General features: G+C 66.7%; 14 protein-coding genes. 8 read left to right on the top strand and 6 right to left on the bottom strand.

Going from position 1 to position 15,564, the window contains the following annotated elements; all coding sequences use genetic code 11:
• Window positions 1-102: 102 nt before the first annotated feature.
• The 3 genes from FPZ54_RS08130 to tyrS all read right to left on the bottom strand — a co-directional run bounded on the left by FPZ54_RS08130 (window position 103) and on the right by tyrS (window position 3,259).
• The gene (locus tag FPZ54_RS08130; RefSeq protein WP_145846302.1) at window positions 103-1,290 is read right to left on the bottom strand and encodes a serine hydrolase domain-containing protein; all 1,188 of its coding nucleotides are present in this window, start codon (window positions 1,288-1,290) and stop codon (window positions 103-105) included.
• Between the two features lie 301 nt (window positions 1,291-1,591).
• Window positions 1,592-1,930: a PilZ domain-containing protein gene (locus FPZ54_RS08125; RefSeq protein ID WP_239019760.1), complete on the bottom strand. Its 339-nt coding sequence runs from the start codon at window positions 1,928-1,930 to the stop codon at window positions 1,592-1,594.
• 102 nt (window positions 1,931-2,032) lie between these two features.
• Window positions 2,033-3,259, bottom strand: a complete 1,227-nt coding sequence (gene tyrS, locus FPZ54_RS08120) for a tyrosine--tRNA ligase (protein WP_145846300.1) — start codon at window positions 3,257-3,259, stop codon at window positions 2,033-2,035.
• A gap of 31 nt (window positions 3,260-3,290) precedes the next feature.
• Here tyrS and FPZ54_RS08115 point away from each other — a divergent pair, with 31 nt between their 5' ends.
• Together FPZ54_RS08115 and FPZ54_RS08110 are read left to right on the top strand one after the other, a co-directional pair.
• Window positions 3,291-3,830: a DOMON-like domain-containing protein gene (locus FPZ54_RS08115; protein WP_145846298.1), complete on the top strand. Its 540-nt coding sequence runs from the start codon at window positions 3,291-3,293 to the stop codon at window positions 3,828-3,830.
• 134 nt (window positions 3,831-3,964) lie between these two features.
• Complete coding sequence (locus FPZ54_RS08110) at window positions 3,965-6,358, top strand: TonB-dependent receptor (RefSeq protein ID WP_145849639.1); 2,394 nt, start codon at window positions 3,965-3,967, stop codon at window positions 6,356-6,358.
• A 58-nt stretch (window positions 6,359-6,416) separates the two neighbouring features.
• On the opposite strand, the gene FPZ54_RS08105 is transcribed toward FPZ54_RS08110, so the two are convergent.
• Window positions 6,417-6,863, bottom strand: coding sequence for a DUF4126 domain-containing protein (locus FPZ54_RS08105; RefSeq protein ID WP_145846296.1), 447 nt, complete (start codon window positions 6,861-6,863; stop codon window positions 6,417-6,419).
• A gap of 106 nt (window positions 6,864-6,969) precedes the next feature.
• On the opposite strand from FPZ54_RS08105, the gene FPZ54_RS08100 reads away from it, so the two are divergent.
• From FPZ54_RS08100 to FPZ54_RS08080, 5 genes are read left to right on the top strand one after another with little or no spacing between them, the layout of a single operon-like run.
• Window positions 6,970-8,166 carry an exo-beta-N-acetylmuramidase NamZ family protein gene (locus tag FPZ54_RS08100; RefSeq protein WP_145846294.1) on the top strand — a complete coding sequence of 399 codons (1,197 nt, stop codon included), beginning with the start codon at window positions 6,970-6,972 and terminating at the stop codon, window positions 8,164-8,166.
• Window positions 8,167-8,191: 25 nt separating this feature from the next.
• Entirely contained in the window at window positions 8,192-9,400 is a 1,209-nt protein-coding gene (locus tag FPZ54_RS08095; protein ID WP_239019759.1) for a hypothetical protein, read from the top strand.
• 35 nt (window positions 9,401-9,435) lie between these two features.
• Complete coding sequence (locus FPZ54_RS08090) at window positions 9,436-10,554, top strand: DUF2336 domain-containing protein (RefSeq protein ID WP_145846293.1); 1,119 nt, start codon at window positions 9,436-9,438, stop codon at window positions 10,552-10,554.
• Entirely contained in the window at window positions 10,551-11,927 is a 1,377-nt protein-coding gene (locus FPZ54_RS08085) for a sensor histidine kinase (RefSeq protein ID WP_145846291.1), read from the top strand. The genes FPZ54_RS08090 and FPZ54_RS08085 overlap by 4 nt, the downstream gene beginning before the upstream one ends.
• 5 nt (window positions 11,928-11,932) lie before the next feature.
• A complete protein-coding gene (locus FPZ54_RS08080; RefSeq protein ID WP_145846290.1) occupies window positions 11,933-13,147 on the top strand; it encodes a S41 family peptidase in 1,215 nt (404 codons plus the stop codon).
• 300 nt (window positions 13,148-13,447) lie between these two features.
• On the opposite strand, the gene FPZ54_RS08075 is transcribed toward FPZ54_RS08080, so the two are convergent.
• Window positions 13,448-14,185, bottom strand: coding sequence for a MauE/DoxX family redox-associated membrane protein (locus tag FPZ54_RS08075; RefSeq protein WP_145846288.1), 738 nt, complete (start codon window positions 14,183-14,185; stop codon window positions 13,448-13,450).
• A gap of 77 nt (window positions 14,186-14,262) precedes the next feature.
• Here FPZ54_RS08075 and FPZ54_RS08070 point away from each other — a divergent pair, with 77 nt between their 5' ends.
• Window positions 14,263-14,682, top strand: coding sequence for a MerR family transcriptional regulator (locus FPZ54_RS08070; protein WP_145849637.1), 420 nt, complete (start codon window positions 14,263-14,265; stop codon window positions 14,680-14,682).
• On the opposite strand, the gene FPZ54_RS08065 is transcribed toward FPZ54_RS08070, so the two are convergent.
• A complete protein-coding gene (locus FPZ54_RS08065; protein ID WP_239019758.1) occupies window positions 14,643-15,512 on the bottom strand; it encodes an MBL fold metallo-hydrolase in 870 nt (289 codons plus the stop codon). The two genes, FPZ54_RS08070 and FPZ54_RS08065, sit on opposite strands and share 40 nt — an antisense overlap.
• Window positions 15,513-15,564 lie beyond the last annotated feature (52 nt).

Genomic DNA, 15,564 nt, shown 5'->3' with positions numbered 1-15,564 from the left:
CAAGCCTCTCGTCCATAGCATTCGTCGGTCAAATCGGATTGATTGCTCCCAATCTTTGGGGATTTGGAACAACAATCGACGAGCTCCCCCAAAGGCGCCGGTCTACTCTGTAAAGACCTCGATCAGCTCGGCTGCGCCTTGCAGCAGGTTCATCTTCATCGTCATCACGTTCCCGGCGATTGCCACGGACAGACGCTGGTCGGGATACACGACTAGCAGTTGGCAGCCCCCTGGCGTGGCGCCGGCATGATGCCATCTTCGCCGCCCGGTCTTGTCGGTATCGATACGCCAGCCAAGGCCCAGGGGTGGTGAGGATTTCGTCGCCACCGTCACCGGTGTGAAGAGCAGTGCCCGTTCCGCTTCGTTCAAAACGCTCGCTTGTGAATCGATCATGGCTGCACCGAATCTTGCGGTGTCCGATGGCGTCATGAGAAAGCCCGCTCCCGACCAGGAGTAAGCGGAATTGTTGAATGGCAGGTTGGCCCAACCATTGTCGAGCTTCGGTTTCGCGCCTTCAGGCAGGCCGGCGCCGAACATCCTGAGGTCGAGATCATTCATATACCCTGCGGCTCGATGCGGCGTGATGCGCCATGGGTCATCGGGCACGAGGCTCGGCACATTGAAGGGTATGGCGATCTCGGCCTCGACCAGATCGAGAAAGGCGCGGCCGGACGTCGCAGCCATCACCATCGAGGCGAGCGTATAGCCGTAGGAGGAATAATTCACTGCGGTGCCCGGCGGCGCGACAAGCGGATCGTTTATGAACAGGGCGAGAACGTCGTCCTCAGACCGATACACCCGCATGAACACTGGCGATCCGTTGGTCCCCATGTCGGCTTCGGCAGCCGAAAAGTGCCGGATGCCGGCGCGATGCGTGAGCAGCTGACGCAGGGTCGTATCGCGATGCTGTGCGGGCAGCCCGGGCATGGCGGCGCTGATGGGCGCATCAAGGTCAAGCACGCCGCGCAATGCCAGCCGCGCCGCCAGCGTCGAGGTGACGACTTTGCTGATCGATCCGAGCGGGAACAGGGTATCCGTCCGGGCAGGAACGGCGAGTTCGAGATTAGCGACTCCGGCGGTACCTGCCCATACAAGCCCATCGGGGTTGGCGACCGCGACCGATATGGCAGGCGCAGGCCTGGTGGCGAATACCCCCTCCAACCACGCACCCGCCTTCCCCACTGCCGAGGCGCGTTCGACTGAAGTGCCTGCGGCACCCACGGCGGTGCGCGCGGACAGGGCTGCCATCGCTGCTCCCATAAGGACTTCACGGCGCGCGGCATTGAACATTTCCAGCCCCTTTTACTGTATTGCAGTAGTAATACAGTAAATCTGCGAGATGGTCAATCAACGGCAGGTCCCAAGAGCTTGGGGCCCATTCACAAGAGCTTGGGGCCCATTCAAATGCCGGGGGTTGCCGAAAGCCGCAATTCGGCGTCCTACCCAAGTTCAGCTGCCACAGCGGCGTTATGTCGGGTCCATTAGAAGGCGGTCGCTGGGCAGGAGGCTGGAGCGATGCGCTTGGAGAGACCCGGATCCCGCCAGGCGGGATGAGGCAATCTAGCCCGCCCCCCTCGGGGGCTTAGCAGGCTCACCCCACCTTCAGCATCTGCGCCAGCAGCTCGTAATAGCTCGCCAGGTCGACCGCGCTGTCGAAGCTAACGCCGATGCGGCCGCCGAGCGACCAGCGGATTTCGGCGGGGAGCGCGCCGACCACCGGGAGCATGACGCGCAGGCGGTCGCCTTCGGCAAATTCATGCTCGCACCGCGCCATCAGGCCGTGGGGGGAAATGTTGACGATCAGCAGCGTGTGCGGCTCGGCATCGGGGCCGAAGGCGCGGGCGCGGTAATGAACCGCGTCGCGCGTCATGGCCCGCTGATCGGTGTCGGCGGCGATGTCGCGGACGATCGACGAGAACTCGTAACTCACGCTGCCCCCACAAAACTCGAGGTTTCGTGCGGTTTCCCTAAGGGTAGGCGGGTAAATATGTCGGCAACCAGTGTGGTTACCAACCTCTAGCCGGGGGCTGGTCTAGACGGGGTTGAGCAGCCCGTGATGCTTCTTCCCCGCCGACACGCGCACCGGATCGGCGCCGACAGTGACGGTCGCGGCTTCATCGCCGACTTTTTCGCCATCGATGCGCGCGCCGCCGCCCTTGATCAGGCGGCGGGCTTCGCCCTTGGACGCGGCAAAGCCGAGGCCGACAAGGGCGTCGACGACGCTGATCTCGCCGCTGACCGACAAAGTGGGCAGGGCGTCGCCGGAGGCGCCTTCCTCGAAGGTCTTGCGCGCGGTTTCCTCGGCGGCCAGCGCGGCGTCGCGGCCGCGGCACATGGCGGTGGCTTCGGTCGCGAGGATCTTCTTCGCCTCGTTGATTTCCGCGCCCTGCAGCGCTTCGAGGCGGGCGATCTCGTCCAGCGGCAGATCGGTGAACAGGCGCAGGAAGCGGCCGACATCGCGGTCGTCGGTGTTGCGCCAGAACTGCCAGTAATCGAAGGCGGGGAGCGCGTCTTCGTTGAGCCACACCGCGCCCGACATGGTCTTGCCCATCTTGCCGCCGTCGGCCGTGGTGATCAGCGGGGTGGTGACGCCGTACACTTCGGTCCCGTCGACGCGGCGCGACAGCTCGATGCCGTTGACGATGTTGCCCCACTGATCCGACCCGCCCATCTGCAACCGGCATCCGGCGCGGCGCGACAGCTCCAGAAAGTCATAGCCCTGGAGGATCATGTAGTTGAATTCGAGGAACGACAGCGACTGTTCGCGGTCGAGGCGCAGCTTGACCGAGTCGAAGCTGAGCATGCGGTTGATCGAGAAATGCTTCCCGATGTCGCGCAGGAAGGGAATGTATTCGAGCTTGTCGAGCCAGTCGGCATTGTCGACCATCATCGCGTCGGTGGGACCGTCACCGAAGGTCAGGAACTTTTCGAACACGGTCTTGATCGACGCGACATTGGCCGCGATGACCTCGTCCGTCATCAGCTTGCGCGCTTCGTCCTTGAAGCTGGGGTCGCCGATCTTGCCGGTGCCGCCGCCCATCAGCACGATCGGCTTGTGCCCGGTCTGTTGCATCCGGCGCAGCAGCATGATCTGGACGAGGCTGCCGACGTGGAGCGAGGGGGCGGTGGGATCGAAGCCGATATAGCCGGGCACGATCTGCTTGGCCGCCAGCGCGTCGAGCGCAGTGGCGTCGGTGACCTGGTGGATGTAACCACGGTCGGACAGGGTGCGGAGCAGATCGGATGCGTATTCGGTCATGGTGCGCGGGCGGTTAGCATGGAGATGGAGTTTGCAAAAGCATCGGCTGATCCCCCATCCTGACATGCCGCATCCGTCGATCACGCTGGCGGTGGAGGTGTCGCGGCTGCGCGGGACGGGGTTGCGTCTGTGGTATGTGGTGAACGGTGCGATCGATGTCGTGCGATTTCCTGCCTTGGGCGAACCGGCCCGGGCCGATGGGCTATGGCAGGCGACCTGTTTCGAAGTGTTTTTCCGAAATGGCGACAGCCCTGCCTATGACGAGATCAACCTCACCTCTTCACGGCAATGGGCAGCCTATAGCTTCGACACCTATCGCGAAGGAATGCGATCCAAGGATATGGACGAGCCTCAGATCACCGTGGCGACTTGGGCCGACACCGTTGCCGTCGGCGCCGATTTCGACGCCGGGGCGATCGTCGCCCGGCCGAACGCGCGGTTCGCCCTCTCCGCGGTGATCGAGGAAATCGACGGCACCAAATCCTATTGGGCGCTTCGTCATCCGCCGGGGAAGCCCGATTTTCATCATCCCGATTGCTTCGCGCTGGAACTGCCGTTGCGCGAAGGATGATGCGGAAGACAAGGTGCTCAACCGTCATAGTAGTTTCGTGTCATAACTGTTATTGACAAAAACAATGGGCGATGGGACTAAAGGTCCGACCGCGGATCGCCAAGAATCCGGGGATGACAGGGGAGTGTGTGACGATGGGCCGAGAAGAGTTTCGCGCGCGTGGCCGCGCCGCATCCAGCATCACTGCAATTGCAGCATTTTTGAGCTTCACCGCCGCCGTTCCGGCGCTGGCACAGGACACGGCGGTCGAGGCCGCACCGGCGCCCACCGACGAGATCGTCGTGACCGCGCGCCGGCGTGAGGAAAGCCTTCAGGATACGCCGGTCGCGATCTCCGCGTTCAGCGCGGAGATGCTACAGGATCGCCAGATCACCCAGACGCAGGATCTGGAGCGGATCACGCCGAGCCTGCAGTTCAAGCCCGCCGGCCAGCTGTCGGGCAACAGCGCATCGTCGGTCGTCTTCATCCGCGGCGTCGGCCAGGTCGATCCAACCGCGGCGGTTGATCCGGGCGTCGGCGTCTATCTGGACGAAGTGTATCTCGGCCGCGCCGTGGGCGGGGCGATCGATTTCGGCGATATTGCGGGCGTCGAGGTGCTGCGCGGGCCGCAGGGGACGCTGTTCGGGCGCAACACGATCGGCGGCGCGATCCTGGTGCGGACGCAACGCCCGATCCTGGGCGAATTCAGCGGCCGTGCGCGAGTGCGCGCAGGCAGCGACAATCTGATCGAAGGCTTTGGCGTGGTGAACGTGCCGCTGGGCCAGACGGTCGCGGCGCGCGTTTCGGCCGGGGTGCGCAAGCGCGATGGCTATGTCATCCGTGCGGTGGACGGTCTCGATCTGGGCAATGAGAACCGCTATTCGCTCGCCGCGTCGCTGCTGTGGGAGCCGTCGGCGGACTTCGACCTCTATCTGCGTGCGGACTATAGCAAGCAGGACGAGAATGGCGCGCCCTTCACCTTTGCCGGGGTGAACGAGCAGGCGCCGGTCGCCGCGATCGCCAGCGTTGCGGCGGGCTGCCCGGGCGCGACGATCCCGTTCGCGCCGCTGGTGCCGGGCGACCCGCGCTTCGGTGCGCCCAACGTGCCGATGATCAACGATGTGCGCTGCGCCAACGACTTCCAGGACCGCGGCCCGTTCGTGAATGGCGGCACCGCGCCGGTGCAGAGCACGTCGGAAGTGTGGGGCGTCGGCGCCACCGCCAATATCCGGCTGACCGACGTCGCGTCGGTGAAGCTCATCTCATCCTATCGTGAGACCGAATCGCGCGGCATCCGTGACGGCGACAACACGCCGCTGTTGCTGATCACCACCGATGTCGGCGCGCAATCGGCGCAGTTCAGCCAGGAAGTGCAGCTCCAGCTCGACTTCGGATCGGTCAACGCGATCCTGGGCGGCTATTATTTCAACGAGGTCACCGACGAGCGCGCGACCGTTCCGCTCGCCTTCCCGCCCTCGCCGCCGGTGATTGGATCGCTGCTGGCGGGCGGGCCAGGGTCGCGCGACCTTCAGCTGTCGCGGCTCAAGACCGATTCGGTCGCGGCGTTCGGCGAAGTGACGTGGAACGTGACCGACGCGCTCGAGGTCAGCGGCGGCCTGCGCTACACCAGCGACCGCAAGACCTATCGCGGCACGGTGCTCAACCTGTTCCCCGCGACCCAGCCCGACCCCGATCCGCTGCCCACGCTCGCGACATCGCAGGGCGGGCCGCTGTTCATCTTCAACCGCCCGTTCAAGCAGGACTTCTCGGCGCTGACCGGCTCAGCCAGCATCCAGTATCGCTGGAGCGACGCGATCAGCACCTATGCGTCCTATGCCAAGAGCTTCAAGTCGGGCGGGTACAACACGCGCTACAATGCGGCGCCCGCGGGCAATCTGCCCGTGCCGTTCGCGGAGGAAAGCGTCACCAGCTACGAGATCGGCGCGAAGACCAATATCGGGCGGCTGCGTCTGAACTTCGCCGCGTTCCAGGCCGAATATCAGGATATTCAGCTGATCTTCCGCCAGGGCGTCGTGCCGTTGCTGTTCAACGCGGGCGAGGCGCGTATCCGCGGGCTTGAGGGCGAGGCGAGTTATCGTGCGCCCTGGGGCCTGATCCTGGATGCGGGGTTCAGCATCCTGGACGACAAGATCAAGAGCATCACGCCGGTTCCGGGTGCGACCGCGACGGTGACGCCGAACGACGACCTGCCCTTCACGCCCGACATGCAGGCGAATTTCGGCCTGGGCTACAGGATCGATCTTGGCGGTAGCACCACGCTGACCCCGCGCGTCGATGGCAGCTACACGTCGAAGATCACCTTCATCACCGGGAGCATCCCGCTGATCGAGGAGGACGGCTATTTCCTCGGCAATGCGTCGCTGACGCTCAAGCTCGACAACGGCATCGAGGTGAGCGGCGGGGTGAACAACGTGTTCGACGAGCGCTATCTGATCCAGGGCAATGCCAGCCTAGCGACGCTGGGCTATGCCGAGCGCATCTATGCGCGGCCGCGCAGCTGGTATGTGCAGGTGGCGGCTTCGTTCTGATCGTCTGCGTATGGAGAAGCGGTCCGGGAAACCGGGCCGCTTCTTTTTTCATCCGCGTTCAGCGGGCCGTGGCGGCAGCGATGGCGGTCGGGACGACGATCGCATCCTCCACCAGTCCGGTCGTGGCCTGGCTGTGTCGCTCCATCGCTGTCTTGCGCATGCGCCAGCTGACATAGGATGCGGCGGCGGCAGCCGTACCGGCGACGGCCGCTGCCGCCAAACGTCGACGCCGGGGAGCCAGCATCGCGCCTGCAAACGCCGCGTTGAGCGTGCGTACGACCACCGCCGGCGTGACGATGCGGTCGCCCGCCTTGTCCTGTTTGTCGCCGACCAGTTCGAGCAGCGCGAGCCCGCCCGTTCCCGCCGATATCAGCGGATGCGCGAGCAATGGCGGCGCTGCGCTGTCGCGTGGCAGCCGACCGGTGCGTGCGGCATTGGCCACCGCCGCCAGCGGGGTCATTGCGCGCGAACCGGCGACAAGGCCGAGCAGGATCGATCTGAGCATCGGGGAGTCCCTTTCTTTTCTTCTCCAACGGCTGAGGCGTGGGCCGGGTCCCCGCATCGCGACAAAGCCGATTGCTTTGCGCGCCGAGTCCCGGCACCCAGCACCCATGAACTTCGGTATCGACCGGCTGCTTGCCGACCCCGCGCTTCTCGGACACCTCAAGGGCCGCCGCGTCGCGTTGCTCGCGCATCCCGCATCGGTGACGGCGGACCTGACGCACAGCCTCGACGCGCTGGTCGCGGCGGGGCTGAACGTGTCGGCGGTGTTCGGGCCTCAGCATGGCGTGCGGGGCGACCTGCAGGACAATATGATGGAGTCGCCGGACTATACCGACCCGACCTACGGGATGCCGGTGTTCAGCCTGTATGGCGAAGTGCGGCGGCCGACGGGGCAGTCGATGCACACGTTCGACGTGGTGCTGATCGACCTGCAGGACCTAGGGTGCCGGATCTACACCTATGTCACGACTTTGCTCTACATGCTCGAGGCGGCGGCGGCGCACGGCAAGGAAGTGTGGGTGCTCGACCGGCCCAATCCGGCGGGGCGGCCGGTGGAAGGGCTGACGCTGTTGCCCGGATGGGAGAGCTTCGTCGGCGCCGGGCCGATGCCGATGCGGCATGGCATGACGCTGGGCGAGATGGGGGCGTGGTTCATCGACCACTTCAAGCTGAACGTCGAATACCGCGTGATCGCGATGCAGGGGTGGGAGCCCGATGCGGCGCCGGGGTTCGGCTGGCCCATGGATCGCGTGTGGATCAACCCCAGCCCCAATGCCGCGAACGTCAACATGGCGCGCGCCTATGCCGGGACGGTGATGCTGGAGGGCACGACGCTATCCGAGGGGCGCGGGACGACGCGACCGCTGGAGCTGTTCGGCGCGCCGGATATCGATGCGAAGGCAGTGATCGCGGAGATGCGCCGGATCGCGCCGGAGTGGGTCGCGGGGTGCACGCTGCGTGACTTCTGGTTCCAGCCGACCTTTCACAAGCATGTCGGGCAGCTGTGCAGCGGCGTGTTCATCCATGCCGAAGGGGCGGGGTACGATCATGCTGCCTTCCGGCCATGGCGGGTGCAGGCGCTGGGGTTCCGGGCGATCCGGTCGCTCTACCCGGATTACGATCTGTGGCGCGATTTTCCGTATGAATATGAGTTCGACAAGCTGGCGATCGACGTGATCAATGGCGGGCCGGGGTTGCGGGCGTGGGTCGATGATGGGGCGGCGGCGCCGGGCGATCTGGATGCGGCGGCCGGGGCGGACGAGGCGGCGTGGGTGGCGACGCGGGAGCAGTTCTTGCTGTATTAAATCCTCCCCGTGCCGGGGAGGATTTGTGTGCTTCCCCCACTTCGTCAATTCGCCTAACCGGATCGATATGCTGGCAGGGCTGATCTTTGCGACCGAGGATGCGGGGGACCGGGCGGGGACGCTTGCGGCGACCCTGCCGTTCGGGGGCATGACGCTGCTCGAATATCAGGCGCGGCTGCTGATCGGCGCGGGCGCGGGGCATATTCTGGTCGCCGTCACGCGCGTCACTCCGGCGCTGCTCGGCGCGGTCAATCGCGCGGCCAAGCGCGGGGTGCCGGTGGATATCGTGCGATCGGCGGAGGAAGCGGCGGCGCGGGCGCATCCGCTGGCGCAGTTCGTGGTGATCGCCGACGGGCTGGTCACGACCGACGATGTGATCGACCGGATGGCGCATGAGGGGAAAGACGCGATCCTGGTGACGCAGGAGCCCGCCGCGTCGCTCGAGCGGATCGATGCGCGCAATTGCTGGGCGGGCGTCGCGCGGATGCCGGCGCAGCGGATCAAGGATATCGCCGCCTTTCCACCCGATTATGATTTTCAGTCCACCCTGTTGCGCGCGATCGTGCAGGCAGGCGCCGAGCAGGTGATGCTGTCCGCCGCTGCGGTGCGCGCGGGCCATGGCGTCGAGCGCGAGGGCGCGGCGCTCGCCAGCCGCAGCAATGCGGTGCTGGCCGCGCTGACCGAGCGGCGGACGAGCTGGGCCGACCGCTGGGTGTTCACGCGAATCGCCCGCTGGGTGCTGCCCAAGGTGGTCGAGAAGGGCGTGCCGGGCTGGCTGCTGATGATCGGCGGGGCGGCGACCGGGGCGGGGGCGACCGCGCTGATTGCGTCGGGCTTTGCGTGGGGCGTGGCGGTCGCGATTCCCGGCGTTGCGGCGTTGGCGACCGGGGCGGCGCTGTCGGCATTGCGCGGCGAGGAGAAGTGCGCACTGATGCAGGAGGCGCTGATCGGCCTGATCGTCGGCGCGGTGGTGGGCGCGCTGGGGCTGATGGAAATGCGCGCGGACGCGACGCTGGATGGCGTCATCCTGGCGATGGTGACGATCGCCGCGACCGCGATTGCCGAGCGGAGCCAGGCGGTGATCCGCCGCTGGTGGGGCAGCCCGGCCGCCTATCTGCTGATCGTGACCCCCTTTGCGATCGCGGATCGGGCGAGCTGGGGGCTGGCGGCGATTGCGATCTACGCATTCGTCACGCTCGCCGCGGCAGTTGAGGCGCGACGGGAAAAGCCTTAGTTCGGTCTTAACCGCATTCCGCTAGTCCGGAGACCATGTCCGACCCGAATGTCGACATGAGTGACGGCGCCGCCGATCGGGGCGCCCGCACGTTGCTCGCGCATGTCGCGAGCGCGGACGCTGCCGTGTATCGCGGTCTGGCGACGGCGATCGACGATTTCTTTCTGCCCGAATCCGGGCGTTTGGATGAGCGCAGCCGGGTGGCACTGGCGCGGTTGATTCGCGCGCTGGTGGAGACGGTCGAGGGCGAGATTCGCGGCCATGCGGTGCGCCAGCTGGCGATGCAGGGGGCGACGGAGCTGGCCGACTCGCTCGGGCAAGCCGCCGAAACGCTCGGGGCCTTGCAGGCGTCGGGGCTGTTGCGCGACCGCGAGCTGATGGCGGAACTGATCGCACAGGTGCGCCAGGATCTGTTGGCGAGCGCGATGCCGGTGCAGGCGCATGACGATCCGGAACGGCCGAGCCTGATCAACCGATTCGTCCAGCATCCCGATCGGGTGCTGGCGCAGGGCGCGATGGCGGTGCTGATCGCCGAAAGCCGGCGGCGCAGCCTGCCCGAGGAGGGGCCGCTGGCGCAGACCGACCTGCCCGCCGAACTGCATCACAAGCTGGTGTGGTGGGTTGCGGCTGCATTGCGGCTGCGGGTTGCCCAGTCGCGCGATCTTGATCCCGCAGGCGCCGCCGCGCTGGACCGGGTGCTGGCGGATTCGGCGCAGCGCAGCCTGGTGGCGCATGATGAAGGCGACCGGCTGGAGGCGGCGGTGATGCGGCTGGCGGTCGCGATCGACGCGCGGCCCGAGGAACTTGCCGAACTGATGACCGAGGCGCTGGGCGACCGGCGCGTGACGCTGTTCGCGGCGTTGCTCGCCCATGCGCTGGGCGTCGACTATGCGGTGGCGCGCGGCATCGCGTTCGACACCGATAGCGGGCAATTATGGGTGGCGTTGCGGGCGCTGGGGCTGGACCGGGCGGCGATCGCGCGGCTGGGCCTGGCGCTGACCGAAGCCGATCCGCGCCGCGATATCGAGGCGTTCGCCGACACGCTCGACACGATCATGGCCGTGGGCGTGGAGGATGCGCGCGAGGCGATGGCGCGGCTGCGCCTGCCTGCCGACTATCGCGCGGCACTCGTCGCATTGGGGAGCGCCGTATGAACGCGATCGACCCCCATCTGCCGATCGCCATCGGCCGGGTCGGTCGCGACGGGCGGCTGGTGGAGGCCGAGCCTCGGCTGGCGGACCTCAACGCACGCGCGGGGGGCAAGCAGGGCGAGCCGCTGGCAATCCCGCAGATCGCGGCCATCGCGCGGCTGACGCAGCGGCTGGGCATCGCCATCTCGCGCAACATCGTCGCGGCGGATGGCGAGGACGATATCGACCTGTGGGTTCGCGCCGAGCCGGACGAACTGGGCGTGCGAATCGAAGTCAGCGGATGGCGCCCGCGTGCAGCCTGGCGCGCGGCGGAAGACAGTATGCGCGAGGGCGATTTCCTGCGCGCCGAGGCCGACTGGGTGTGGGAAACCGATTCGGCGATGCGGATCACGCATCTGTCGATCGAGGCGGGCGCGCGGCACGGGTTCGACGCGGGCAAGATGCTGGGCCAGCCGCTGACCCTGTTGTTCGCGCTGGAGGCCGATGACGAGGGCGCGCTGCCGATCCTGACCGCCGCTGCGGAACAGTCGCGGTTCGAGGGACAGGTGGCCGAGCTGCGCGGGACGGGCAAGCGCGTGCGCCTGTCGGCCAGCCCGCGCATCGACGCGCAGGGGCGGTTTGCGGGCTTTACCGGCGCGGCCGAGATGGAGGAGCCGGAGGAGGAACAGGCGGACCAGCCGCCCGCGCCGCCCGAGGCGGTGTTCACCACCGAATTCGGCCAGCGGCTCGATCGCGCCTTGCGCCGACCGCTCACGCGGATCATCGCCAATGCCGATAGTATCAGCGCGCAGGTCGAGGGGCCGCTGCGCACCGATTATGCCGAATATGCGGGCGACATCGCCAATGCCGGGCGGCATCTGCTGTCGCTGGTCGACGACCTGGCCGACCTGTCGGCGATCGAGCGCGACGATTTCGAGGTCGAGGCCGAGCCGATCGACCTTGCCGATGTCGCGCGCCGCGCCGCCGGACTGCTCGCCGTGCGGGCGAGCGAGGCCGATGTGCGGATCGACCGGCCGAAGGCGGATGAGTCGATGCCCGCGACCGGGGAATTCCGTCGCGTGCTCCAGATCATGGTCAACCTGATCGGCAACGCGGTGCGCTATTCGCCGCCGGGCGGATGGGTGTGGGTGCGGATGGAACGCGAAGGCCCCTATGGCTGCGTGATCGTCGCGGACCAGGGCAAGGGGATTGCAGAGGACGATCAGGCGCGCATCTTCGAGAAGTTCGGCCGCGTCGACCCGACCGAGCCGGGCGGAAGCGGCCTTGGCCTCTATATCGCGCGGCGGCTTGCACGGGCGATGGGGGGTGATATCACGGTCGACAGCGCGCCGGGACAGGGCGCGCGCTTCGTCCTGACGCTTCCAGCCCGCGAGTAACCTCCATGATCACCCGCCGCGCGACGCTGGCCGGCCTTGCCGCCGGCCTGACCTTGCCAGCGTTCGCGAAGGAACCACCGAGCGACATTTCGATGGCGCAGGACTTTGACGAGATGTGGGAGACGCTCGCGGAGCGCTATTGCTATTTCGGCGAGAAGACGACCGATTGGGCGGCGGTGCGGCGCGTCTATCGGCCGCTGGCGCTCGCCGCGCCGGACTGGGATGCGTTCGCGCTGGTGATGCGCGGTGCGCTGGGCGAAGTGTACGACACGCACACCAATATCCGGACCGCGCCCGACGGGACTCCGCGAATGCCGCCGTTCGACCTGATCGTGGCCCGCGCGCCGGACGGAGTGCGCGTGACGGCGGTGCAGACGGATTCGGCGGCAAGCGCGGCGGGAATTGCGATCGGCGACATCGTGACTGCGGTCGACGGGCGATCGGTGGATGTGGCGATCCGCGACGCGGCGCTGCGGTGCCTGTCGCGGGCCGATCCCGAAGCCGACGCCTTCGTAATCAATTCCGTCGTGGCGGGGGGACGGTCGACGCCGCGCCGCATGACCGTGCGGCGCGACGGCGCGGTGCGCGACCTGTCGCTGCCGCTCAAGCAGCGCGATGCGGTGGCGGAGGTGAGTCATCGCAGGCTGGACAATGGCATCGGCCTGATCGCGATCCGCGGCTTTTCCGACGATGCGGCGATCGCGGCGTTCGACCTGGGGCTGGCGGAATTGCGCGATGCGCCGGCGCTGATCGTCGACGTTCGCGACAATGGCGGCGGGGATACCGCCGTCGCGCGACCGATCATGGGCCGGTTCATCACCGAGACGCGGCCCTATGCGCGGATGCGCCGCCGGGCGGGGGCGGGGCTGAGTGCGGCGTGGACCGAGGTCGTCGAACCGCGCGGACCGTTCACCTATGAACGCCCCGTCGTCGTGCTGTGCAACCGATGGAGCGGCAGCATGGCCGAGGGTTTTCCGATGGGGATGCGCGGGCTGGGCCGCGCGCGGATCGTCGGCACGCCGATGATGCGGCTGGGCGCGGCGGTGTTTCCGCTGCGGCTCGATCGCAGCGGCCTGGAACTGCAATATTCGGCCGAGCCGGTCTATGATGTGAACGACCGCCCGCGCTGGCTGCTCGAGCCTGATGTGGCGGTGCCCGATGGCGCCGACATCCTCGCGGCGGGAATTGCCGAGGCGCGACGGTTGATCGCCGCCCGCTAAACTCGTGTCGAGCGTGCATCGCAGCTTGACGCGCGCATCGACGCCGCTATGTGGCGGCGCATGAACACGCAGGTCCGCCACAGCTATCGATATTACCGCGTCATCTGATTGACGGGGCGATGGCGTGCGTCCCGGGATGCGGGACGGCGAGACGGATGAAGCAGTCGGCTTCATCTTGCCAGATTCATCTCACAGCATTGCCATTGCCCTCTGTCCGGGAGGGTAAAGCCGGTAGTTCCGGCAGCCGGTCTGTAAAACCGGTCCTTCGGGGAGTGGAGCGTAACCACACCCTCCCACCATTTACCGCAGCAGCATCCACGCCGCCATCGCGACCATCATCACATTCTCGGTCAGCGAGACGAAGCCCAAGGGCACGCTGCTGTCGCCGCCCATGCACGCGCATTTGAGCTCGCGCTTCTCGACATAGACCGCCCTGAACACCGATATCACGCCGACCGTGCCGATGAATGCCGCGAGCGGGATCGACAACCAGTGCAGCGCCTGTGCCGTCATCAATATGCCTGCGGCGCCCTCCGCGAAGGGATAGAGATAGGCATAGGGGACCCAGCGGCGGGCGAGCAGGTCATAGCCGAGGAACATGGTCGAGAAGCTCTCGACATCGCGCAGCTTCTGGATCGCGAGCGCGACCATGCTGAACGAGATGAACCATTCGGCGGCGCGAATCGTGAAGGGGGAGCCATAGGCTGCATGGCTGGCGGCGAGCGCCATCAGCGCCATCATCCCGAACAGCGCGATGACCGGGGCGTAGCTGGTCTCGCCCTTTTCGCGGACGTGGAGGCCGAAATGGCGGCGCAGATCGTCATGGCCCCCGATCCGCTTGCCGTCGATGAAGGTCTGGGGCGTGGTGGCGACGTCGTGCTCGGCCTTGAACGCGTCGGTTTCCGCCCGTGTCTTCAGCCAGTGATCGTCGATCGCATAGCCCTTGCGCTCCAGCAGCGCCTTCGACTTGAGACCATAGGGGCAGATATGGCCCGGCATGACCATGCGATAGAGCGTGGCGACGGGACGGCTGGACATGTCTGGCTCCTTGGCAGCGTAACGTGTCCACCCCAGATAAGGTCCGTACCATGGTACGGAGTCAAGCCGTGAAGGACATGACGATCGGAACGCTGGCCAAAGCGGCGGGGGTGGGGGTGGAAACCGTGCGCTTCTACCAACGGCGCGGGTTGATGAACGAGCCGGGCCGGGCGGGCGGCGTGCGGCGCTATGGCGGTGACGATCTCGCCCGATTGCGCTTCATCCGGTCCGCAGCAGGCACCGGGTTTACGCTGGCGCAGATCGCCGAATTGCTGACGCTGGACGCGGGTGAAGATCGCGCGCGGGCACAGGCCCTGGCGCAGGAGCGGATGGCGGCGATCGACGCACAAATGGCCCGGCTCGCACAGGCGCGCGCGGCGCTTGAAACGCTTGCGACGCGCTGTGCGGCGGGGGAGGGCGATGGATGCCCGATCCTGACGGCGTTCGACGCGCCGGTTCAGCCGGAAGCGCGCGGTTTGACCGGGATGCGCAGATAGCGGACGCCGTTCGCCTCCGCCTCGGGCAGTTGCCCCGCGCGGATATTGACCTGGATCGAGGGGAGCAGGAGCTTGGGCACCGCGAGCGTCGCGTCGCGCGCCTCACGCATCGCGACGAAATCGTCCTCGCTGACCCCGTCATGGACATGCACGCTGGCGCGGCGCTGTTCGCCGACGGTGGTTTCCCAGCGATAGTCGTCGCGCCCCGGCGCCTTATAGTCGTGGCAGAGGAACAGCCTGGTGTCGTCGGGCAAGGCGAGCAGCCTGCGGATCGAGCGGTACAGGGTCCGCGCGTCGCCGCCCGGGAAATCGGCGCGGGCGGTGCCGTAATCCGCCATGAACAGCGTGTCGCCGACGAATGCGGCGTCGCCGATGCGATAGGCGATGTCGGCGGGGGTGTGGCCGGGAACGTGCAGCACCTCCACCTCCATCTCACCCAGCGCGAACCGCTCGCCATCGGCGAACAGCCGGTCGAAATCGGAACCGTCGGTCTTGAGATCGGTGAGGTTGAAGACCGGGCGGAAGATCTTCTGCACGTCGCGGATATGCTCGCCGATCCCGATCCACGCGCCGGTTCGCGCCTTGATGAGCGGGGCGCCGGAGAGATGATCGGCATGGGCATGGGTTTCGAGCACCATCGCGATCCGCCAGCCGCGTTCCTCCGCCCTGGCGAGCACATGATCGACCGAGGCCGAATCGACCTCGCCGCGGGCGGGGTCGAAATCATGGACCGGGTCGATCACCGCGGCCTGACCCGTGGCCGGGTCGGCGACGAGATAGGTGATGGTGTTGGTCGGTTCGTCGAAAAAGGCTTCGATAATGGGCTGCATGGGTCCCTCCATCAGGATGCTTGACAATATATAAGCACAATCTAAATTAGCA

The organism is Sphingomonas suaedae (assembly GCF_007833215.1).
GTDB lineage: Bacteria > Pseudomonadota > Alphaproteobacteria > Sphingomonadales > Sphingomonadaceae > Sphingomonas > Sphingomonas suaedae.
Note: the sequence above shows the minus strand (reverse complement) of the source record. Positions and strands in the feature narration are given on the sequence as shown.